This window comes from Bacteroides sp. MSB163, assembly GCF_036416795.1.
Classification (GTDB): domain Bacteria; phylum Bacteroidota; class Bacteroidia; order Bacteroidales; family Bacteroidaceae; genus Bacteroides; species Bacteroides maternus.
The window spans coordinates 3484297-3508036 of record NZ_CP143867.1; the positions used below are offsets into that span (position 1 = coordinate 3484297).

Genomic DNA, 23740 nt, shown 5'->3' on the forward strand with positions numbered 1-23740 from the left:
ATCTTTGCCCCACGATTTCTAAAAACCGTATTTATTCTGGGGTTGACTGGATTTGACAGCGGGTAGAAATAGTAAGTAAGCATGCAGTGCGTCGTTGATTTGCACTTTAATCTCAGTCCTCAAAATTTTATCTGGCGAAAGACAATACGCTCTTGCTGCTTAATCGAATCACAGTAGATTAGCTTAATCCCGGTACTAGGTGCTGGGACGAGACATCACTCGGAAGCTGTTGCTCCGAAGCATTCCGATCCAGTGGTGCAGTTACATCGGGGATAGTTCTTGTCGGCCTTGAGGCAAGAATGAAACTTTAAAGGATAAGGCAATGGTTGATGGCTTTGGTTCTGCCGTTGCTCGAAAAATTAGGCAAAGATAAGCATGTAGAAAGCTTATGATTTCCTCGTTTGGACGAGGGTTCGATTCCCTCCAGCTCCACCAAAAGAAAGAAAGTTCTGATTATTTCAGAGCTTTCTTTCTTTTTATTCAGCTTCTTGTCTTCTGAACATGGTTCATTCGGGCTTACCCGTAAAATCATGCAGTTTTATTCTTTCCTTTCTTATCTATAAACTTCCTTCAATAGATTCAGCAGCAACTGTTGGCCTACCACATTAGCCCGGTTTTCACTTTTCGTGTTGAATGTATTCATAGATTCATTCATACCATCCAAATCGACAGGTGCGGTATACTCCTTGATTCCTTTGATACAGGCAGGGATATCTAGTGTAGTGATAATTACTTTTCCACTTCCTGCCGGTATCACCTGTAAGGCTGAATATACCTCTTTCTTATGGTCGGAAACACAGCCTACAAGTGTCTCACCATTGAAACACCGCAAACCGATACGACGCCGGTTGTACGTGGCAAAGCATTGATATTCCCAGTTGAAAGCACTATTTGCCGGCAGGTTCATAAAGATAGAATGCTCCCGGTTGAAGAAATTACCTCCATACCATGATTTACCCAGAATCTTCGAACCACGATAGTCCAGTACCTCTTTATCTGCCAGGAATTCTGCCCAACGTTCCGGATTGTCTACAATAATCAGAGTATGTCCTTTATATACCCATTCCATGATGTCGCTCATGCCACTGCCCCATTGCGTAGGTTCATAAGCGCCGACCAGCAGATAATTTCCTTCAGGGGTACCACCTTTGTAAACCGGAACCTCCATGCCGACACCGCGTAAGAAGTTTACCAGAGCTCCCGTCGTATCGGCTACACTGCCCTGTGTTGTGATGCCTTTCGTATTCAGTTCAACCGCAAACAACAGATCATCTCCCTTTACCAATTCTGTTTTACCTTTCAGTAAGGAAGCCTCTATGCGGGTATAACCTTTACTCTTCGGTATAAATGCCCAACCGCTTTGCAGGCATTGACCGTAGTCATTTCCACCTTTCACTGTCACCCGTTCCTTATGACTGGCCACTACGTTTCCACTTTCATCTTTGGCTACCAGATTCAGTATATAAGAACCTTTCAGATTCTTTTCGTTCACAATGTAAGTGTCTACCAACGTTGTATCTCCTGTACTCACTACCTTGCGGTTCATTTTGACAGCCAGATAAAGAGGAGCATTGTAGCGGGCCATGACTTCCGGATCTCCTTTCGGGAAACGATAATTGTCGACGATGCCCGAATGATTCTCAAGTTTCATACTTTCCCAACCATTTACGGCATACGCATCTACTGTATTACTGATCCGGATATTCTCTATGATCCTTCCCTGATAATAGAAAGAAACATTTCCCATAGAACGCGTCAGGTCATCCACCGTGGGGAAAGCTTTGTCGAACCCTTTCTCTTTCAGAAAACGGTCGTAGGCGTCATACCATTGCAGATAATCGTCCGCTTCCCAACTATTCATCTTGCCGCTTTTCAGGATATCTTCGCGGATGAGTTGCAGGCGTGGAGGAGTACCGATTGCCCCGTCTTCACCCCAGTATACAATTTCTTTCTTATGATCGGAGAAACGGTGATAGTTATCTTTACCCAGATATAAGTTGTCATGATAACATCCGGGACCGCCTGCGTGATGCCGGTCATACCATCCATAGTCGTAGAAGGTAGTGTCATAAGGCATCAGATGCAGTTTGAAACGCGTGTTGTGTTCCTCTGCCGGATTTTCTCCGTTGCTTGAATTATAAGTCAGGATGCGGGTAGGGTCCAAAGCATGTGCCATGCGCATCTGGTCATAATCTTGAGTCTGGGGATAAGCGCCACGTTCATTATGCAGATTGTAGATGATAAGTGACGGATGGTTACGGTCCCGCTTCACCATGCGTGCCAGTTTCTCGTTGCGGTAGGCAAAATAGAAATTACTCTGCTTGTCGTTGTCATTGAAGTTTTTGATGGGGTACTGATTACCTCCGGGTTCTTCAAAATAGAGCAATCCCAATTCATCAGCATAGTCCAGAATGTTGGTTTGCCCGATATTCCGGTGAAAGTTCAGCATGTTCAATCCCAGTTCTTTGGCAATCGTAATTTGTCGTTTGGCCAGTTCATCGGAAGGAGTGATGCCATTATAAGGCCAGAATCCCCACGAGATAGCTGTCCGTAATACGATCCGTTTGCCGTTCAGGAAGAATTGCCGGTCTCCTTTTATATCTTTTATTTCGAACCAACGGAAACCGAAACGCTCAGTTACGGCATCGTCGTTCAGAGAAATTTTCAGGTCATAGAGACGGGGCGAGTCCACACTCCATAAGTGCGCATTGGGTACTTTGATTTGATAAGTTTGCAGGTTCTCACCTTCTTTCAGTGATTCCAGGCGGATATTCTTGCGGTATACGGTCTGTCCGTTGGGATGTTCCTTGATTTCCAGACATAGTTCCTTGTTTGTGACAGAAGCTCCGGTTTCATTGGCTGCTCTGACTTCTACTTCAATGGTATGCGGTTCCGGTTGGTTTTTGATGAATACATCTTTCACATAAAGCTTTCCGGTAGCTTCCAGTTCCACTTTTCCCGTAATACCACCGAAGCCGTGTGAGGGATTGGTGCGATATACTCCCCAGGTATAAACCTGCGAGTCTTTCCAATTGAAGTTCCCGTTAGGATCTGTAATCCGGAAAGTGATTACATTCTTCTTGCCCGGTTCTATAAAAGGAGTGATGTCGATGGAGAAAGGAGTACTGTTCACTAAATCATATCCTGCCAGTTGATGGTTGACAAATATTTCAGCACGGAACCTCACGGAGCCGATATTCATTGCAATCCGCCTGTCTTTCCATTCGGCAGGAATATCTACTTCAGTTTCAAACCAGGAAACTCCCGTATAGTTTCCTGTCACTCCGAATGTCTGTCCGTTCCATCCCCACAGGTGCTCTTCTACTGTGGCAGGCAGATTGATACCTGTTTTATCGGGATGTTTCAGTAATTGCCAGCCCCCTGTCGGAGTGTTTACAGGCAATGCTTTGATATCTACCGGCGGAAGATATAACTCATCATTCTGCCAGGCAGCTGCATGGTCTAAGGTGATGTTCCATGGTTGGGAGGACAAGTCGAGGTTTACTCTTTCCTGAGAAGAGCCGATGAAGATATTCAGTACGGCACCTGTTATTAGTAGTAGAAACTTCTGATTCATACTTTATATATTAGTTTCTGATTGATGTTTTTTTATGGAGGATTATTTAAAATAACTGAAAGGTTTCCATCCTTTCAATACAAACGCCGGATTCATGTAATCCGCAATGAGTGCTGCGTCTTTTTGCGCATCCAGTTGGCGTGAATAAGCATGGCGTTGTGATACATCCACCGGTTTGCCTGTTTCCATATCGCAAGTGTTGAACTCATACATCCGGGAACTTTTTTCACCAATAGCACTCCATCCTTGTGGGATAATGTTTTTCACCTTACAGTTGATTACCACAAATTCTGCGTCCGGGTAAGCGGTTCCGTGATTGCTTTTGGTGCGTCCGTAGTCGGCCTTTTTCCCGTCGGGGGCGGCAAAAGTACATTCTACAAAGATATTACCATGATTTCCCGTTGTGTTTCTTACCCAGGAGAATGGGCCTCCGTCGTTGCGGAAGTTACTGCGGTAGGCAAACAGACTGCCACGTCCCAGGATGGTGTCACCACCTCCGTCCAGTTCACATGACTCCATATAGATTGTTCCGTTTGCTTGCAATGCATCTCCGGAACCGATGATGTGCACGCTGTAAAGGGCAATACGTTCACCGTTCAGCAGCAAACCTTCAGCTTGTCCATGCAGGTCGGTAGCTATGGTCAGATGTTCCAGCTGGATGTCACTGCAATTATCCAGCATGAAAGCGGCTCTTCTGGACGGGAATGTGCCCGGCCATTCGTTGGTTTTCACTGTCAGGGGATGAGGATTGAAAACTTCGTTGTTAGCATAGTGTACCCGGGTCCGGTCCATTCCTGCACCTTTAATCTTTACATTTGTTTTGTTCCGGGCATATACCAGTTCTTCGTAGTCACCGGTTTGTATCAGAATTACGGTTTGTTTCTGACTGAAATCGGGAATAAAGTCGAGTGCTCCCTGTACGGTGTTGAAATCACCTTGTCCGGTTGCATCTACAATCAGTGTGTCTGTAGAAGCGGGAGCGGAGTCTTTTGTTTTGAAACTCCAGTTATGCTCTTTACTGATACCGTGGAAACTGTGGTCGGGTAAAGTCAGAACACCTTCGTCTATGGTGACATAATAACTATGGTTATAGTCGAGCATATTGTTGTGCAGATAGATGGTTGCCGTCGAATCGCGCACGATGATGGGATGGAAATGAAACGCATCTGTAAATCCACCGATGATGTTCAGCTGGTAATCGGGTGGGGTAGGCTCTGCCGTACCTGAAGGGGTGCCGGGGCGGGTATCCCTGTTGGTAGGCATGTGGGTGCGTGTATAGTCGTAAGGTATCTTGGTGTAATCACATTCCGGTCCATACGTGCGGCTTTCGGTAGGTCCGGGAGGAATACTCAGATCCAGGCTGTCCACTATCTGGTGTGACATCGCATCATAAATGCGTATCATTCCGGAGTCACCTACTATGGGGGTGTCCGTGAAAGTCAGTACCAGATGGGTATCCGGATTTACATTTTTTGCACCGGCAGCCGGAAACAGTTCGGCGTTTGGCGATTCAGGTTGGTTGCAGGCCGACAGAAAAGGCAGTACAGCCAGCATAACAAACAAGGGTTTCATCATTGTTATCTCCTAATTTAGTAGTTCTTTGGGAAATTATATAGAGTGCAAATATAGGCCATCCTCCCAACTCCGTTTTATAATATCTGTGCGATTCGTTACAATTTCAGTTCATCAGCATGTTTTTTCAGCTTATATTCTTTGGGGGTACAATTCATGGTCTCTTTAAACACTTTGCTGAAATACTGGGGAGTTGCAAATCCACTCATATATCCCACTTCGGAAACTGTATATTGATCTTGTTCCAATAACTGAACAGCCCGTTTTATGCGCATACTTTTCATGAAGTCTACAGGTGAAACTCCCATCAGGGATTTCATTTTCCGATAGAATACTGTACGGCTCATTCCCATAGCTTCAGCCAGGTCGTCTATCTTGAAGTCCGGATTATGAATGTTTTCTTCTACACTCTGAAGTATATTCCGGATAAAGTCATCATCAAAATGAGTTACCTGAGGAGTGGCAGATTCTATCTGGTCTGTTATATTCGTTATTTTTTCTCTTTTTATTTTAGAGGTGTAATAATCATATAACATTTGCCGCTGTTTGAGCAGGGAGTCTACTTTTGCTTTCAGATAGGTGGAACTGAAAGGTTTGGTAATATATTCGTCCGCACCATACTCCAATCCCTGAATCTGATCGCTTAATGAAGACTTGGCTGATAATAGAATAACGGGTATATGACAGATATCGCTGTTTGCTTTTACTCTTTTCAGGAACTCTATTCCATCCATTTCGGGCATCATAATATCACTGATGACGATATCCGGCATTTCAGCCAGGGCTTTATCTAATCCTTGCTTTCCATTTTCCGCTTCAAAAACCACATAATCTTTGCTTAGCACATTGCATATAAAATGGCGTAGTTCTTCATTATCTTCAATAATCAGAATCCGGGTTTCTTTATTTTCATCTTCTATGAGCTTCCCTTCATTCTCTCTCTGCAATTCAGAATTCTCACTGTCATTCAGGATGAATTCTACATTGTTGTCTGCACTGAAAGTCTCATAGCTTCCTGGCAACCTGACCGAAAAGGTACTGCCTTCGCCTAATTTACTATCTACTTTTATGGTGCCATGCAGCAAGTTCAGCAATTCTTTTACCAGAGACAGACCGATGCCTGTCGAGAGGTTCGGATCAGCCTCGTCTAAAGTTTCAAAACGAGTAAACAGTTGATTGATCTTTTGGGCATTAATACCACGTCCTTCATCTTTTACTTGTAAGTACAGATGATCCTTTTCAGCGGATACGGATAAGATTATCCTTTTCTCATTGGATGTATATTTGAATGCATTGGATAACAGATTAAAGAGAATCTTCTCCAGTTTATCCACATCTGTGTACATCACAAAAGAGTTGAAGTTGCAGTGCAACTGGAATTCTATATGTCGTTTGTGAGCCATGGAAGTGAAATTCTCATAGATTTTCATTATCAAAGGAATCACATCCAACTGTTCTACCATCACTTTCATCTTATCATTCTGTATCTTACGAAAATCCAGTATCTGATTGATTAGCCGTAGCATTCTGTCTGTATTTCTTTTGGCAACCTGCATATTCTCCAGGCCTTCGTCAGATAGTTTCTCATTACTGATGACTTCATCTATAGGACTGGCTATCAGTGTAAGTGGAGTGCGAAGCTCATGAGAAATATCAGTGAAAAAACGTAGCTTCAGATTGGAAAGCTGTTGCTCGAAATCTACTCTGCGCTGCAAATTAGTGATGCGGATTACGATATATATTACGATGAGCAATGCAGCAATACCTATGACAATATAGAGCAATATCGCCCAGATTGTTTCGAAAAAGGTCGGTTCGATATGTATAGGTAAAGAAGTAACGTTATCTACCCATACCCCATCTCCGTTAGTTGATTTTACCTGAAACAGATAATCGCCTGCCGGTATCTTTGCCAGACTGGCTGAATGGCTGTTTCCCAATTCAATCCACTGGTCATTCAATCCCTGAATGCGGTATGCATATTTTATGGCCGGAGAGTTTACGTAATCCAGAGCGGCGAATGTAATGGTGAAGTTCCGTTCGTCTGCCTTTAAGGATTGTATTTCTGTACTATTGAACACTTCTTGCCGGCGGGATGTGTTATTTAGATAAATATCCAAATGCGAGAATACGATGGGAGGTACAAAATCACTCTTATACAAGTCTTTGGGAGTAACACATAATGCTCCGAATTCCGAACCGAATATTAACTTCCCGGAAGAACATAAAACGGGCTTTGTCTCAGCCATTTGTATCTGATCGTTGTACTCTTCCAACAGATTCATATCGGCATCCAATTTTGATAATTTATTTTCTGAAGCAATCCATAGATTGCCTTCGGAGTCTTCGATTGCTGAAAGGGATAAATCGGGTACTTGCCCATTCGTCGCGTTATAATGTTTGAAAGCCAGCTTTTCGGATAGTCTGCTACTGTCATCCAACAGATTAATTCCTCCGCTCAGTGTTATGACCAATAATTTGCCATTATGGGTTTGGGTAATATTCAGTACGTCATTGTTGCTCAAACTGGAATAGCGTTCCTCACAAACGTTATGGTAAAAGCGAATGGCTTCCGGTCTTGCAAAATCAGAGGAGCAAGAGAGTAGCCCTCCTGTGGTTCCAATCAGGATAACTCCATTATCCGCCTCGTACAGGCAACGTACTTTCTCACATACATGAATCGGGTAGTTATTGAGAACATTTCCGGAATGAATGAAACGCGGACCGGTACTTTCCGGTAAATGTTCTACCAGGTTGAGGCCTCCTCCAAAAGTTCCTATCCATATACGTCCTGTTGAGTCTTGTAAAATGGAATAGATGGAATTGGAGGATATACTATACGGATTGTTTTTATCCGATAGATGATGGGTAATCCGGTAACTGTTGTCTCTTTCGTGACGCAATAGATAAAGCCCGTTGTCTTTGGTTCCCAACCAGATGTTATGTTCTTTATCTTCGTAGATGCAATATACATCTATATTGAAGGTAACGGTAGAATCAGGTACTATTTTGCCTTCCCTTGAAAGATTTCCAATCCATTGTCCCGACGGATCGTAGAGACATACGTTGCTCGATTGCTTTTTGTGATTGCGTTTCCATCCCACCCACAAGCGCTTCTGATGATCTTCCATCAAAGCACGTGCCTCTTTATGGCTGTCGAATCTATATTCGAATTTCTTCCGGTGGAATGATAGGTATCCAAAACCATCTCCTTTGGTATACCACAGATTTTGATGACGGTCGATAATATAACTGAAGGCCTGGAATGAAACAGGCTTCCGCATTCCCATTTCATAAGTAGATGCCTGCTCTAAGCAACGGTTTACCGGATTGTAAAAGCATAACTCACCTCCTGCGGGTTTGAGCCAGATACAACCATATTCGTCTTCATGCACAAAAGTACAAGGTTTATAGAAAGGGACTTCCGAGTATCTGGGATAATTCAATAAAGTGGTGGTTTCATTCTCCTTATCTAATAGGATTACTCCATCGTTGGCACCCAGTATCCATAGATTTCCTTTTTTGTCTTCAAATACGTCTGAATCTATTTCTATGGGCATTTCATGGACTGTGAATTTTTCATTTGCCGGATCGTAAAGTATAATGCTCCTATTCTGTAGAATTACAATTTTATTATCCGCTAAACTTTTTAATCCTGTGATCTCTGATATCGGTTGTTCGGGAACACATGGCAATACATCCTGGTTTTGAGTATCATACCGGGTGAAGAAGCCCTTGGAAGTGGCCAGGTAAATTCCATCGGGAACTTCCACCATAAATTCGAAAGGCATTAGATTGGATATGCTTTTCTGACCTACAATAAGAGCGCCTTTGTTAGTCAGAATCCATTCATCTCCATCCTTATCTTGGGTAATGCCATAGATGGTATCTCTTTCATTTCTTCCGGAATATAACTCGACGGACTCTGTCGTCGGAAACTTATTTTCATCTATGCGATACAGTTCATTCTGCATACCGACGGCCCAGGTAATCCCTTTTCCCAGTGCATACAATTTGTTAACTGAATTGGTGAGACTTTTGTTGAAAAGGAAAGGATCCTGGTATTCGTATGTCCGGGTATTGAATAAGTAACAGCGTTTATCATAAGTCAGGCACCAGATGTTATTCAATGAACTCTTTTTGATTTTGGTAAAGCGATGATTGCTTATGCGGATAGGACTTTCCGGGTAGGTTTTATAATTATAGAATGAGTATCCGTCAAAACGTTCCAATCCGTTCCAGGTAGACATCCATATATAGCCATTATCATCCTGGATAAAATTATGGACGCTTTTTTGAGACAATCCGTCTTGCACTGAATAGTGCTTCATATTGATCAGACTTTGTCCGAACAACATAGGGGTGAATAAATAGAGTAGTATGGTGATGATCGGCTTTAACATAGTATCTGTATTTTTCTGCCATACAAATATCGGGAAAAGATATCAGATACCAATAAACTGATGATTTATTGCAATGATTAAACCTGAAATTATAAAAAGAATACCTATGTTCAGAATTTATAAAGGAAAAGCTGAATATTATAATTTGATGTTTTATGAAATGCCTTCTTTTGCAAAGAATTATCTAACAAAATAAAAACAGGGATCATGAAACAGATTTTTATTTTCAGAAAGGCGCATGCCGCCGTTATTCTGATAGGTTGTCTGATGGCATTCTCTTCGGCAATGGCACAGCAAATGCCGAGACGCAATGTTTTACGCGAAACAAACAATGAATTTTTCAAGACTGAAGAAGCGCGTCGCATAGGCAATCAGGTGCTGGTGTTTCAGCGTTGTACCGGTGGTTGGCCGAAGAATATCGATATGACTCAAAAGATGAGTAATGAGGAATTAGCGCAAGTCTTAAGGGAGAAGTCACGCCGTAACGATTCGACAATTGATAACGACGCGACCACCATGCAGATGATTTATCTGGCTCGTTTATACAGGCAAACAAAGGATGTGCGCTACCGTGACGCCTTCCGTCTGGCGGTGGAGTATCTTCTGAGCGGTCAGTATGAAAATGGCGGATGGCCTCAATTCTGGCCGGAAATGCGCGGATATCAGGTACATATTACTTTTAATGATGATGCGATAGTGAATACACTGGAAATACTGCATGACATTATGACTGCTGAATTTCCTTATGACGGTGACCTCACCGACAAGGCAATGCGTCAACGGCTGTCGAAAGCTTTTGATAAGGGAATTGAATGTATTCTGGCAACACAGATCGTAACTGATGGACAGCTTACGGTATGGTGTCAGCAACACGACCGGGAAACCTTGAAACCGGCTTCGGCACGTGCCTACGAGTTGCCCTCGTATTGCTCGTCAGAGAGTGCTGCCATCGTGCGTTTGCTTATGACGTTGCCTAAACCCGATGCACGTATTAAGCGGGCTGTCCACGGAGCTATGAAATGGTTTGATACGTATAAACTCACCGGTTTGCGGTGTGAACGGTCGGCAGGAGAGCATGGTGTACGGGATACCCGTCTTGTAGAAGATCCGCAGGCCGGGCCGATATGGGCGCGTTATTATGATTTGAAGTATTGCGAACCTTATGTTTGCGACCGTGATGGTTTGCCACGACGTCGATTGGAGGAAATCGGAGTGGAACGTCGCAATGGTTACAGCTGGTATAACAGTCGCCCGGCCGAGCTTTTCAATCTGTATGATACCTGGGCTGCCAAATATGATCCGAAGCACAAAGTAAATGTTAGTCTGAATTCCCAAGGAGCTAATGAGAAGGGAATTATCGAAATGTATCGTCGTCCGGTGATGGATCGCACAGCTTTCGATGTGGTGGTGAAGCCGGGACAAAGTATTCAGGATGCCATTGAGAAAGCACCTGAGACACCGGCAAGTCCTTTCAAGATTCTTATATTAAAAGGTAACTATAATCAAAAGGTCATCATAGACCGTCCGAACATTGTATTGGTAGGTGAGAGCCGTGACAGTACAGTGATTGTTTTAGCCGAGACTGCTAAGACAAGGACCATCACTCAATATCATGGAAAACCTGTAGGCAATGGTGTGATTGTGCTGCAAGAGGGGGCTGATGATTGTGTCATTAGCGGTCTGACAGTATATAACAATGGAACTACTGTGGAGAACACTACCACCCACCAGATGTCTATCTTTGGACGTGCTACACGTACCATTGTTATTAATTGCAATGTATGGGCTGATGGTAATGATGCACTTTCACTTTGGGCGCCGAAAGGCAATGGAATGTATTATCATGCCGATCTTTATCTGCGTTGTCCCGGAGTGGATTTTCTTTGTCCGCGCGGGTGGTGTTATGCTACTCGTTGCCGGTTCTATGGCGATGGCCGTGCACTGATCTGGCATGACGGTCGGGGTGATAAGAGTAAGAAACTGGTTATCACTAATTCGTCTTTTGATGCTCAATCGCCCACTATTCTCGGACGTTGGCATCATGACTCGCAGTTCTTTATTATCAATTGTCAGATGTCGGAACAGATTCTAGATTGCAATATTGGTTATGCTTATTCGGACAAAGTGCTTGATCCTTGTCCATGGGGACAGCGTGTTTATTACTATGGTTGTCGTCGTCAGGGAGGCCATAGCGGTTGGTTAGGCAATAATCTGCAACAGGCGGAGAGTGCACCGACATTTTATGGTATTACTGCCCAATGGACGTTTGACGGTAAGTGGGATCCGGAACGGAGAATTCGTGATCTTTGGAATGTTTTGGCTTATTGACGAATACAATAAACCTGTTGGCAAGAGGAAAGGGAGATACTGATGCTTTGTCGTGCCTCTGTTAGTTTCATTTAGTTTCTTCCTTTTGAAACAAAAGTGCCTTGTTTGTGGAACAGAAGTTTCTCAAGCAAGAAATAAAAGTGTCTTACCTAAGAAACAAATGTCCCACAATAAGGAAACAAATGTTCCTATGAAGTGAAACGGAAGCTTTCTCGTAAGGATTGATGTGTATTGGTTTTAGTTGACAACTTCGTTTGTTATAACTGGATTAGTTTACTCAATATACTTTAATATCTAAAGAGGTTTACTTTTGTTTTTCTTATTCCTATTTTAGTTGTCTTTTGTTGGTGCTTGCAAATTTATGCATCTTCCTTTATTTACGCAAGCCTTCTTCAGGAAAATGTAATGTTGCCAACAAACAAGAACTCTTCGGTCGGGGATCGCCCTAGCGGCAAGGGGCGGGACCACCCGTCCCGACGAGCGGGTATTATGCTGTAAATCCTACCGTTTCTCTGAGCACTTCCATAGGTGTCCTCATGTTTATCCCTTGATGAGGCCGCACATGATTATATACATATACAGCATCTTCAATGCGCTTGCTTACTTGCTCGAAGCTCTCATCATCACAGTCGAATAGCCAACCGTTTTTAATGGTGTTGTTCATTCTTTCAGCCAATGCATTATGCAAAGGATCACCACACTGCGTCATACTGATGTTGATTTGATGCTCTTTAAGCCTCTCTACATATTTATTTGAGCAATATTGGACACCCCGGTCGGAATGATGAATAAGAGTGCTCATGTCTATGTGATACTTCTCATAGAATGATATTGCCATCTCCAAAGCTTTCAAGGGCCCCTCCGTCTCAAGAGTTTTGTAAAGCGCATATCCAACGATGGCACGACTTGCCGCATCGGTAAGCAACGAGAGGTAAGCCCAGCCCTGACCGGTGTTTACGTAGGTTATATCCGCCACTACCATAGCGCCCAATCGCGTAGCGACAAATTTGGGTGCAACATTCAACAGATCGGGGTAGATATAGTAATTATGGTTCGAATTCGTTGTTTTAGGACGCTTGCGACTTGTACGTTGACACAAACCATTGGAGCGAAAAATGTCATAACAACGATCACGACCGATAACCATCTTTGGTCCAAACTTACTCACGCAGCAGGCGTATAACTCGCGCATACCAGCTTTGGGCATGAGCTCCAACAGTTCCTTGCAGTACAACACGATGCTTGTGGTAAGGATATCAACCTCCAAATGCCGGTTCACATGCTTGTAATAACCTTGTCGGGTTATGCCGAAGTAATCACAGAGGAACTTTATACAACCATGTTTGCGTCGGGTTGAGTGCCTCTGTGACAAGGTGTCGATTACTTGGCATCGGAGTTTTTTCGTACCTTGATATGATACGTGGATTCAGCAAGATTGATGAGTTCTTCGCACGCCTCATGACGTAAACTCTCATCAGCAAGAGCCCGATGAAGTTTACGGTTCTCAGCACGCAATAGCGATAGTTCTTTCTGGAGCTCAGAAATACTAGAATCAATAGCATCGCTATTTACCGGTTTAGGTGATATACCCATAGCTTTGTCTTCCATTTGATACTTGTTAAGCCAATAAGTAAGAAGCTTGGCACAAAAGCCGTTACGCTTACAAAACTGAGATTTGCTCTCGGGACTTGATAAATACTCACGAATATAAGACATTCGTTCATCATCACTGTAATAGTTGTACTTCTTTTTCGAATATTTCATCTTTATTTTCGATTTTTGAAGTGTCAACTTATTCAGTACACTACAGATGATCAGAAATGAATCAAACAAATAATCGCTTCCCGACACATTGGAAACAGAAATAATGCTTACCTTTGTGCGTAAGCAGAAAAAACAGAAGTCATGGAACAGAAAGACAAATATATACGTTTTGATTGGGCGGTGAAGCGTTTGCTACGCAACAAGGCTAACTTCGGCGTGCTCGAAGGCTTCCTCACTGTATTGCTGGGTGAGCCTATCCGCATTGTCGAGATACTGGAAAGCGAGGGCAACCAGCAACGTGAAAGCGAGAAGTTCAACCGGGTGGACATCAAGGCGCGCAATAGCAAGGATGAAATCATCATCGTTGAGGTGCAGAACACGCGCGAGATATACTATCTGGAGCGCATCCTCTTCGGCGTTGCCAAGGCCATCACGGAGCATATCGAATTGGGAGAACTTTACTCTCAAGTGAAGAAAGTGTACTCCATCAGTATTCTCTATTTCGACATTGGCAAGGGGAATGATTACCTGTATCACGGTCAGAACTCCTTTGTGGGCGTGCATACGGGCGATTTTCTGGAAGTTACCACCAAAGAGAAGGACGCTATTGTGCGTAAGCTACCTGCCGAAATCTTCCCCGAATACTTCCTGATTCGTGTGAATGAGTTCAACAAGGTGGCCGTCACCCCGCTTGAGGAGTGGATAGAGTATCTGAAGACCGGTATCATCCGCCCCGATACGAAAGCTCCCGGACTGGAAGAGGCACGCCGCAAACTGATTTATTATAATATGGACAGGTCGGAACAACTGGCGTATGACGAGCATATCAATGCTGTGATGATTCAGAATGATGTGCTGAGTACGGCGGCGGAGGAAGGAAGACAGGAAGGCAGACAGGAGGGTAGACAAGAGGGTAGACAGGAAGGGAGACAGGAAGAGAAAATAGAGAACGCCCGAACAATGAAATCCTTGAATATCTCTTCCGAGGTCATCCACCAGGTGACGGGTTTACCCCTCAAAGACATAGAAGAGTTATAAATAGCACAAGATACTATTCATTTTCGTCTCGCCCGATTTTCATTTTATGAAAAGCAGGCGGGACGTTCTGTTTTTCGGTGTAGAGACAGAGACATGAACCTGCCTGGGATATTGCCTTGGGTTATAAGATAAAAGGCTTTCAGCCTTGAGTTGCACAATGAATACGTGTTTAATTCAAATCGGTGTAGAATTGAAACTTTGTAATCTCTGTTTACGTAAAGGTTTACGTTCCTTTTTGCTTTCTTTCCTTTTCCTTTTACATGCAATTCTCCTACTTTTGGCCACGTAAATCTGTTTAAAACCAATTCTAATATTATATTTATGGAAAGAAGCCTCTTTAAATTTGCTCTACTGGGAGTCATGCTCTTGATCAGTCATTCCTCTTTTTCACAAATAACGGAACGGGAACGTCCTGCGGAATGGAAACAATTAGTGAAAGGCGCCCGCTTTATGGATCGCTTCCTGCCGATGAAGGGAAATGTACTTTCATCCGATACATGGGGTGCTGACTGTGTGCTTCCACGTTATGTAGATAATGGCATTGAAGACGGTATCTGGTCCTATTGGGGTGGAAATATCCGAAAAGGCGAGGACGGTAAATATCATCTATTTGCCTGCGGCTGGCTGGAATGTTCACCTAAAGGACACATGGAATGGCCTAACTCATACGTACTTCATACCGTAAGCGATAATCTGACAGGGCCTTTCAAGCCTGTTCGTATCATAGGTAAAGGGCATAATCCTGAAATATTCCGTGCTAAAGATGGCCGGTATGTTGTCTATGTAATTGATGGACGTTATGTATCCGATGATCTGAATGGAAAATGGGAATATGGAAAGTTTGATTTCAATGCACGCGACCGCCGTATTATCGAAGGCCTGTCTAATCTTTCATTTGCCCAGCGTGAAGACAGCTCTTATGTGATGGTTTGTCGTGGTGGTGGTATCTGGGTCAGCAGAGATGGACTATCGGAATACAATCAACTGACCGACAAACGGGTTTATCCGGATGTAGACGGTCGGTTTGAAGATCCCGTAATCTGGCGCGATCATATTCAGTATCACCTGATTGTTAATGATTGGCTGGGACGTATTGCTTTCTATCTTCGTTCGAAGGATGGAGTGAGCTGGGTGGTCGATCCGGGTGAAGCTTATATGCCGGGAGTTGCTGTACATGCAGACGGACAGGTGGAAGACTGGTTCAAATATGAACGCCTTAAAGTGTATCAGGATAAATACGGACGTGCTGTTCAGGCTAATTTCGCGGTAATCGATACGCTTAAAAATGAGGATAAACCTTTTGATCACCATAGTTCAAAGAATATCAGTATTCCCTTGAATCCGGGATTGTTGCTTACCATACTGGACGAGAAACCTATCACCTCGGGTACAAAAAAAATTCGTGTGAAGATACAGGCGGAAGAAGGTTTCAATCCCCAGACGGATATAGATGTAAATTCCTTGCGTTTCGGTGCTTCTGAAGAAGTGAATTATGGCAGAGGCTGCCAGGTTTTGACCACAGAAAATGAGGGCAAGGATTTGATTGTAGCTTTCAATGGCAAAGGAAATGGCATCACTAAAGATGAGTTTGCTCCGAAATTAATTGGAAAATACAAAGATGGAAGAATGCTTTATGGGTATGCGCGTTTGCCATACATTGATTATATAGAACCGATCCTTTCAGCTCGTGCCCCAGTCTTTACCAAATCCGGGAAGGGACTGGAATGTACAGTGGAAGTACAGAATTTCGGTCAGGTCGGCTCGAAGAAAGCGATGTTGGAAATAGGGTATAAAAGGGAAGGAAAAACAATAAAAGTAGCTTCCGGTATGGTTCCGGCATTGAAGCCTTATGAAAAAACAGATATATTGCTTTCTGCTAAAGATGTGTTTGAGGAAGGAAAGGAATATGATTTGATAGTGACACTCTATTCCGGCAAAAAAGTATTGTCAACATTTAATCTGAAAAAGAAAGTGTTGGAGTAATCTGAGAAAGCTATCGGTTTCGATGATTTGATAAGGGGATAAATATTCCGCTTACAAGGCATTAACTTCCTGTCGACAAGGTCTCAACTTCTTGTCAACAGGAAGTTAACTTTTTGTATGCAAGGAGTTGAGACCTTGTAATGTATTGATAAATAAAGCCTTTCTTAACATAGGTCTCTTAGTAAAGAAGGCTTTATTCATAAGTGAAGAATCAAAATTATACCGTCAATATCTTTCGGAAACTTTCATTAAATTCCTATCTTTGCAGAAATCCGTATTACTTAAATAAGATGAAACGATACCTGCTGTTACTTTTCTTTAGTCTGACTTTGGCTTACCTGAAAGCCCAATCAAATATAGATACTCTGCGACTGTCCGATTATCTTTCTAAAATAGAGCAGAATGGGCAATGTATAGGTTCCCTTGCTATAATGAAAGATGGAAAAAATATTTATACCCGTAGGCTGGGGAAAGATCTTCTCCGGAATAAACAGGAGACCGAATATCCGCTTTACCGGGTGGGATCGATCACCAAGATGTTTACGGCAGTTCTTATCTATCAGGAGATTGAAAAGGGACGATTGAAACTGGAAGATAAATTATCTGATTATTTTCCGGAAATACCACGTGCCGGGGATATTACGATTTACCAGTTGCTGGAACATACGGCTGGACTGGGAAACTATGTTATGAAGAACGGTACATATAGCTGGATGCTTTCATATGTTCCGAACTCTGACATTATGGAAGAGATTATTCGTCAAGGTATCTTGTATGAACCGGGAACGGATTTCAAATATTCCAATAGTAGTTACTATCTGTTGGCTAACATTCTCAGAAAGATTCATAAAAAGGCTTATTGTAAAATTCTGGATGAGGAAATTATCCGTCCTTTAGGATTGCTTGTTTCTGCTTCCGGAATAATCAGTGATAGCGATGAAGCCCTTCCTTATGAGAAGAATGCTGCCGGAGAATGGGTGGAAGTACCGGACTTTTATTTTCTGAATGTCATGGGAGTAGGGGATATTCTTTCGCCACTGGAAAATATCAATCTTTTCTTGCATGCATTATTTACCGGAAAACTGATTTCAAAAGAACACCTGCAAATCATGAAACCTTATGGAGATGACCGACATGGAAGGGGAATGATGTATATGCCTTATCATGATCATAAATACTATGGACATACCGGGGACACTTTTGGAGTTCGTTCCATTGGCGTATATAATGAACAGGAAGATATATCGATAGCTGTGAGTGTCAATGGAAGTACTATTCCTTTCAGTGAATTCTTGTTGGGGATATTTGATTCTATTTATGGAAAGTAGTATGAAGAGTCAACAATAACAGTCGGATAGTCGTTATATAGATTATAGATTAATTTCATTTTATGAAACATTCCGTTCTTTTTGCCTGTGTGGTTATTGGTTTGATTTTTGCCGGATGTCGTAATCGGCAGGAACCACCTGTGCCGATAGTTGTGCAGGAGGCTGAACCTAAAGATACGGCTGTGCTGGAATTTCCTCATCCTAAGGAGAAACAGTTGAACGCTGCCGATATTTCCCTTACCAAAGAATTGCTTTATGACCAGCATACCCTGGAAGATACCTATCCATATAAGGATACGGTACGCTCTTTCAAATGGGATGTCATCCGGAACTGTCTGGCTTATATCGAGAATATGCAGCGCGATACTACTGCAAGGTGGGTCGTGTTACAGAATTATAAGAATCTGAATAAAGAAGCTCCCCTGGTACGTAAGTTCGTGCGGAATGTGTATCGCCGTGTATCTGATACACTGGGTGTGGAGCGTTATCAATCGGTACCGTTATATCTGCCCACTGATACGCTGGTGCCCGAACGTTATGGTAGAGACGGTACTATCGCTTATCTGAAAGGTGAGGAAGGAAGTTTTTACCGGATATTACCCGCCACTTTTGAAGAAGAATGGCTGGCACCACGCAGTTATCTGAAACAATTGCCGGACAGCACCGTCTTTAATCATGTGATTTTTGTCGATCGCCTGGATCAGAATATTACTACCTTGGAACATGTCTCGGAAGGTGAGTGGAAGATACGCAGTATGAATCCCGCCACTACCGGAATGCATGCTCCACCCTATGCCCAGGAAACTCCACTGGGGATGTATCTGCTTCAACAGAAAAAAAAGCGTATGGTGTTCCTGAAAGATGGTTCGGCGGAGACAGGAGGCTATGCCCCCTATGCCAGTCGTTTTACGAACGGAGCTTATATTCACGGAGTGCCGGTGAATGCACCGCGTACAAGTATGATTGAGTATAGCTGGTCGTTAGGGACTACTCCACGTTCGCATATGTGTGTGCGCAATGCCACTTCACATTCCAAGTTTGTTTTCGATTGGGCGCCTACCGAACGCTCTTTGGTTGTGGTGATTGAATAGTGGATTCTCATTTTTAACTATCTGTGTGATAGGTGTCTGGAGAAAAAACTGTAATTTAGCCGCCGTTATTTCTTTGGCTAAAGTTTTATGTTGCGATTTATTGTATTCATTTTATTCTTATTTCTTCCTTGTACCTTGTTTCTGGGCGGCAAGTCGTCAGATAACACTCCTGATTCTGCTGAAAGGGCTGCTGTATCTGATGTTGAGGCTTATGCGAGTTTATACCGTTCCATGCAGTTGGAAGGAGTTGTCAACTGGAAAGCTTTCCGGCAGGCTGTGGCAGGTTATTATAAAATAGACAATCGCAAACGGGAGGTGCTGACATTGATAGACTTTTCCCGTCCTTCTACCGCAAAACGTCTTTTTGTATTTGACATGAGGGAACGTAAAGTACTTTTCTCATCGGTCGTTTCCCATGGAAAAAATAGCGGTGATAATTATGCCACTTCCTTTTCTAATGAATATGGTTCCTACAAAAGTTCACTGGGATTCTATCTTACAGAATCTACTTATCAGGGAAAGAATGGATATTCGCTTATTTTGAATGGTTTAGAAAAAGGAATCAACGACCGGGCCCGTGAGCGTGCTATTGTTATGCATGGGGCGGCTTATGCCGATCCTTCGGTAGTCAGTAGAGGGGGACGTCTGGGAAGAAGCTTTGGCTGTCCGGCTGTTCCGCAAAAACTTTCCCGTCCTATCATTGATGCCATCAAAGGAGGAAGTGTGATGTATATCTATGCTGAAACTCCTGATTATCTGGCACACAGTTCAGTCTTAAAAGATACAGACGGACTGTAGTTTAATTCTTTTCATGGCGAAGCATATTTTTGACGTTTGTCAATTCCTGTAATCTTATCTTTTCCTACCTTTGCGTGCAATTTTCAGAGGATTAATTTATGGCAACATCAAGAGAAATGACGGCAGGACGCGCATTGCCGTTGATATTCAATTTCACTATGCCTCTGTTGATGGGAAACCTGCTACAACAGACATACTCTCTGGTAGACGCGGCAATCGTGGGTAAATTCTTGGGTATTAACGCACTGGCCTCGGTTGGAGCAAGTACTTCGGTCGTTTTCCTTATTCTTGGTTTCTGCAATGGGTGTTGTGGAGGTTTCGGCATTCCTGTGGCACAGAAGTTCGGAGCGCGGGATTACAGTACGATGCGTCGTTATGTATCGGTCAGTTTGCAACTGGCAGCGGTGATGTCGGTGATGATTGCGGTAGTTACGAGTATTCTGTGTGGGGATATTCTGCTGATGATGCGTACACCGGATATCATATTCCAGGATGCCTACTATTATTTATTGATAACGTTTATCGGAGTTCCCTGTACTTTCTTTTATAATTTGCTGTCCAGCATCATTCGTGCTTTGGGCGATAGCAAGACGCCTTTCTGGTTTCTGTTGTTTTCTACTATACTTAATATCCTGCTCGACTTGTTCTGTATCCTGGTATTGGATTGGGGAGTGGCGGGAGCCGCCATCGCTACGGTCTTTTCACAAGGTGTATCGGCTGTGTTGTGCTATGGATACATGATGCGCCGTTTTGATATATTGCGGGGAACACCGGATGAACGGAAGTTCAATGGTGCCTTGGCACGGACACTGATGTATATCGGTGTACCTATGGGATTACAATTTTCGATTACCGCTATCGGAAGCATTATGTTGCAAAGTGCCAACAATGCATTGGGAACTGCTTGTGTAGCCGCTTTTACCGCTGCCATGCGCATCAAGATGTTCTTTATGTGTCCGCTTGAAAGTCTGGGCATTGCTATGGCTACCTATACCGGACAGAATTATGGTGCGGGCAAGCCCGAACGCATCTGGATGGGAGTGAAGGCAAGTGCATTAATGATGATTATTTATTGGGCATTTACGTTCTGCATATTGATGCTGGGGGCACGTACGTTTGCCTTGCTTTTTGTGGAAGCGTCTGAACTGGAAATATTGAAGGACACGGAGTTGTTCCTGCATATTTCCGTGTCCTTCTTCCCAGTCTTGGGACTGCTTTGTATTCTGCGATATACCATTCAGGGAGCGGGATATACCAATCTTGCTATGCTTTCCGGAGTTTCCGAAATGATAGCACGTGTGTTGGTCAGTCTTTATGCAGTGCCCGCTTTCGGCTATCTCGCGGTCTGCTTCGGTGATCCGACGGCATGGATTGCGGCTGTCCTGTTCCTGGTGCCGGCATTTATTTTTGTATATCGGAGGTTGCTCCGGATGAGGAGAGAACAGTGAGTATAATTCCCGTGCCTCCTCCCGGTGCCTGTGCTATTTGCAGGGTCGATTCACCGGTTACTTCCTGTTCTTCTATTATCACCGGATACGGGTTGGTACGATAATCAGCCTTATCTCCATCTCTGTAGATAACAGCCTTATATCGTTTTCCTTTATCCAGAAAGGAGAGGGGGAGTTGTATCTCCCGAGGTTGTTCATTAGTAATGCTTCCTATGAACCAACGTCCGCTGCTTCCACGTTCTTTACGGGCAATCGTCACATATTCGCCTATTTTTGCTTCGGGTATTATGGTTTGTTCCCAAGTAGTAGGGCAGGCGGTGATGAATGAAAACGGTTCAGGGTTCCGTTCGTAGTTTTCTATTTCATCGGAGGCCATTTGCAGGGGACTGTATAACACAACGGATAAAGCCAATTGTTTGGCAAGCGTTGTTTGTACACGCGTCTGAGGCAACACCGGATTTTCGAAGCGGAAAGTGCCGGGGGTGAAATCCATGGGACCTGCCAGCCCACGGGTGAAGGGAATGGTGGTAGTGTGTACGGGAGGATTGCCGCCATCTTTGTCCCAGGCATCCCATTCCTGCCCTCGTACACCTTCTTGTGTCATCAGATTGGGGAAGGTACGTTGCAGTCCGGTGGGCATCACGGGTTCGTGATTGTCAATCATAATATGCTTGTCGGCTGCCAGTTCAATAACTTTCCGGTAGTGGCGTATACCGAACTGGCTGCTGTGTCGCTCTTTGCCATCCAGTAGTTTGCCTACATAGCCTGTTTTGATTATTTGCACGCCGTGATCTTTATATAAATTGAAGGCTGCTTCTATTTGGTTTTCATAATCAGATACCCAGCCGTCCGTTTCATGATGGCCGATAAGCGTCACGCCTTTGGAAGCGGCATAGTCGGTGATCTGTTTCAGGTCAAAGTCAGGATACGGTTCGGTAAAGTTGAAATGATAAGTATCCCAACCTTTGTTCCAACCTTCAATAAGTACTCCCTGAAAACCGTGTCGGGCGGCAAAGTCTATATGCCGCAGTGCATTGGCAGTGGTAGCGCCGTGGCGTGGGCCTGTGTGCCAGGTGTGTTTATGCATGTGGTAAGTCCACCAGATTCCAATGTATCTTCCGGGTTGTATCCAGGATGTATCCTGAATGCGGCAAGGCTCGTTCAGATTCAGCATAAGGCGTGACAGGAGTAAATCACCTGCGCTTTCAGCAACAATCATCGTGCGCCAGGGAGTGACACCGGGAGCTTTCATAAAAACCTTTTCTCCCGTAGACCATGGAGTGAGATTGGCTTTCAGGGTCGTACTACCTTCTTTAGGGATAAGATTCATGGCTGCATAATCTGTCAGATTGGCTTCATGGATACTCAGGAAAAGTCCGTCATTGGTTTCCATAGTGAGCGGTGTGCTTACCCAACCGAGTTTACTGACAGGAGCTGCCTCGTAGAGTGCTTCATAAAAATGTGCTTCGTAAGGTATGGACCAGGCTTTATGATCATCGGTCAATGCAAACTCTGTAAGTTCATCCATGATCACAAAGTCTTTTAATGCTTCCTGTTCCGGAAATTCGTAGCGGAAGCCGAACCCGTCATTGAACAGCCGGAACACAACATTGAATTTTCGTTTGTGTGCGGATGTTTCCTGTACATGGATGGTCATCTCATGATAGTTGTTTTCCACAATCCGGTCTTCTCCCCAGATTTGTTCCCATGTCCCACCGAATGAATGATGAAGAGCTTCTGTTATTTCCAGATGGTCAGCAAGTGTATCTTCTTTCAGGATAAACCCGAGGCGTGACTTATCGAGTATAGGCTTTCCATTTCGTGAGAGTTCATAATAGAGTTTTCCGTTTTCTGTTTTTACATGCAGGCAGAGATTACCATCGGGAGAACTTACAGAGAGTTGCGATGCCGGATGGCAACCTGTGCAGAGGAAAACGATAAAGCTTACCCATATCAGGGAATAATAAGGAAGTCTTTTCATGATTTCTTTCTTATTTTTATATAGTCCAGTTCAAAGTATCCGCCTTTGGACGTACTGTTCTGAATGATTATATAATTAATGCCGTTTTGTAGGGATATTTCTGTCTCCGCGGTTTGCCAGGCTGTTTTGTCAGCCTGTACAGGAAGTTGCAACAATTTCTCTATCGCTACATCATTGACGATAATCAAAGCCGCTGCGTCTGTTGTTCCTGTATTTCAATATCTGATTTCCAGCGGATAGTCCCCCGCTTGGGGAACTTCCACTGCAAAGAGTACATTGGCGCCGGAGTTTTCAAGTCCTGTGACGTAGCCGGCACCACTGTAAGTGTTCTCTTGGTTGCCATCGTTATCCTGCCCGGAGTCGGATTCCTTGCAGGATAACAGGAGACAGGAGGCTATCAGTAATAGATTATATAGTTTCATTATTGAT

At 43.7% G+C, this 23740-nt stretch carries 15 protein-coding genes and 1 other RNA gene; 8 read left to right on the forward strand and 8 right to left on the reverse strand.

Annotated features, from left to right (window positions below):
- The first annotated feature begins 38 nt into the window (after positions 1-38).
- Positions 39-435, forward strand: a transfer-messenger RNA (tmRNA) gene (gene ssrA, locus VYM24_RS12785).
- A 118-nt stretch (positions 436-553) separates the two neighbouring features.
- On the opposite strand, the gene VYM24_RS12790 is transcribed toward ssrA, so the two are convergent.
- The 3 genes from VYM24_RS12790 to VYM24_RS12800 all read right to left on the reverse strand — a co-directional run bounded on the left by VYM24_RS12790 (position 554) and on the right by VYM24_RS12800 (position 9552).
- Positions 554-3577, reverse strand: a complete 3024-nt coding sequence (locus tag VYM24_RS12790; RefSeq protein ID WP_330940194.1) for a glycoside hydrolase family 2 protein — start codon at positions 3575-3577, stop codon at positions 554-556.
- A 42-nt stretch (positions 3578-3619) separates the two neighbouring features.
- Positions 3620-5131: a pectinesterase family protein gene (locus VYM24_RS12795; protein ID WP_330942250.1), complete on the reverse strand. Its 1512-nt coding sequence runs from the start codon at positions 5129-5131 to the stop codon at positions 3620-3622.
- 116 nt (positions 5132-5247) lie between these two features.
- Positions 5248-9552, reverse strand: a complete 4305-nt coding sequence (locus VYM24_RS12800) for a hybrid sensor histidine kinase/response regulator transcription factor (RefSeq protein WP_330940195.1) — start codon at positions 9550-9552, stop codon at positions 5248-5250.
- Between the two features lie 285 nt (positions 9553-9837).
- Between VYM24_RS12800 and pelA the strand changes: the two genes are divergently transcribed.
- Positions 9838-11880, forward strand: a complete 2043-nt coding sequence (gene pelA, locus VYM24_RS12805) for a pectate lyase (RefSeq protein ID WP_330942251.1) — start codon at positions 9838-9840, stop codon at positions 11878-11880.
- A gap of 487 nt (positions 11881-12367) precedes the next feature.
- On the opposite strand, the gene VYM24_RS12810 is transcribed toward pelA, so the two are convergent.
- Together VYM24_RS12810 and VYM24_RS12815 are read right to left on the reverse strand one after the other, a co-directional pair.
- On the reverse strand, positions 12368-13252 hold the full coding sequence (locus VYM24_RS12810; protein ID WP_244436642.1) for an IS3 family transposase: 885 nt from the start codon (positions 13250-13252) through the stop codon (positions 12368-12370).
- Positions 13253-13260: 8 nt separating this feature from the next.
- Entirely contained in the window at positions 13261-13644 is a 384-nt protein-coding gene (locus VYM24_RS12815) for a transposase (RefSeq protein ID WP_224320807.1), read from the reverse strand.
- 141 nt (positions 13645-13785) lie between these two features.
- On the opposite strand from VYM24_RS12815, the gene VYM24_RS12820 reads away from it, so the two are divergent.
- The 6 genes from VYM24_RS12820 to VYM24_RS12845 all read left to right on the forward strand — a co-directional run bounded on the left by VYM24_RS12820 (position 13786) and on the right by VYM24_RS12845 (position 21330).
- The gene (locus VYM24_RS12820) at positions 13786-14682 is read left to right on the forward strand and encodes an Rpn family recombination-promoting nuclease/putative transposase (protein WP_330940196.1); all 897 of its coding nucleotides are present in this window, start codon (positions 13786-13788) and stop codon (positions 14680-14682) included.
- Positions 14683-15003: 321 nt separating this feature from the next.
- A complete protein-coding gene (locus tag VYM24_RS12825) occupies positions 15004-16665 on the forward strand; it encodes a glycoside hydrolase family protein (protein ID WP_299089910.1) in 1662 nt (553 codons plus the stop codon).
- 290 nt (positions 16666-16955) lie between these two features.
- A complete protein-coding gene (locus tag VYM24_RS12830; RefSeq protein WP_330940197.1) occupies positions 16956-17993 on the forward strand; it encodes a serine hydrolase domain-containing protein in 1038 nt (345 codons plus the stop codon).
- A gap of 62 nt (positions 17994-18055) precedes the next feature.
- The gene (locus VYM24_RS12835; protein WP_330940198.1) at positions 18056-19084 is read left to right on the forward strand and encodes a L,D-transpeptidase; all 1029 of its coding nucleotides are present in this window, start codon (positions 18056-18058) and stop codon (positions 19082-19084) included.
- A gap of 87 nt (positions 19085-19171) precedes the next feature.
- A complete protein-coding gene (locus VYM24_RS12840) occupies positions 19172-19882 on the forward strand; it encodes a murein L,D-transpeptidase catalytic domain family protein (RefSeq protein ID WP_291554737.1) in 711 nt (236 codons plus the stop codon).
- A gap of 98 nt (positions 19883-19980) precedes the next feature.
- Positions 19981-21330, forward strand: a complete 1350-nt coding sequence (locus VYM24_RS12845; RefSeq protein WP_291554739.1) for an MATE family efflux transporter — start codon at positions 19981-19983, stop codon at positions 21328-21330.
- Here the strand turns inward: VYM24_RS12845 and VYM24_RS12850 are convergent.
- From VYM24_RS12850 to VYM24_RS12860, 3 genes are read right to left on the reverse strand one after another with little or no spacing between them, the layout of a single operon-like run.
- Positions 21284-23311 carry a glycoside hydrolase family 97 protein gene (locus VYM24_RS12850; RefSeq protein ID WP_330940199.1) on the reverse strand — a complete coding sequence of 676 codons (2028 nt, stop codon included), beginning with the start codon at positions 23309-23311 and terminating at the stop codon, positions 21284-21286. The genes VYM24_RS12845 and VYM24_RS12850 overlap by 47 nt on opposite strands.
- Complete coding sequence (locus VYM24_RS12855) at positions 23308-23499, reverse strand: carbohydrate-binding protein (RefSeq protein ID WP_330940200.1); 192 nt, start codon at positions 23497-23499, stop codon at positions 23308-23310. The genes VYM24_RS12850 and VYM24_RS12855 overlap by 4 nt, the downstream gene beginning before the upstream one ends.
- Positions 23500-23526: 27 nt before the next feature.
- Positions 23527-23733, reverse strand: coding sequence for a CBM35 domain-containing protein (locus tag VYM24_RS12860; RefSeq protein ID WP_330940201.1), 207 nt, complete (start codon positions 23731-23733; stop codon positions 23527-23529).
- Between the last annotated feature and the right edge of the window lie 7 nt (positions 23734-23740).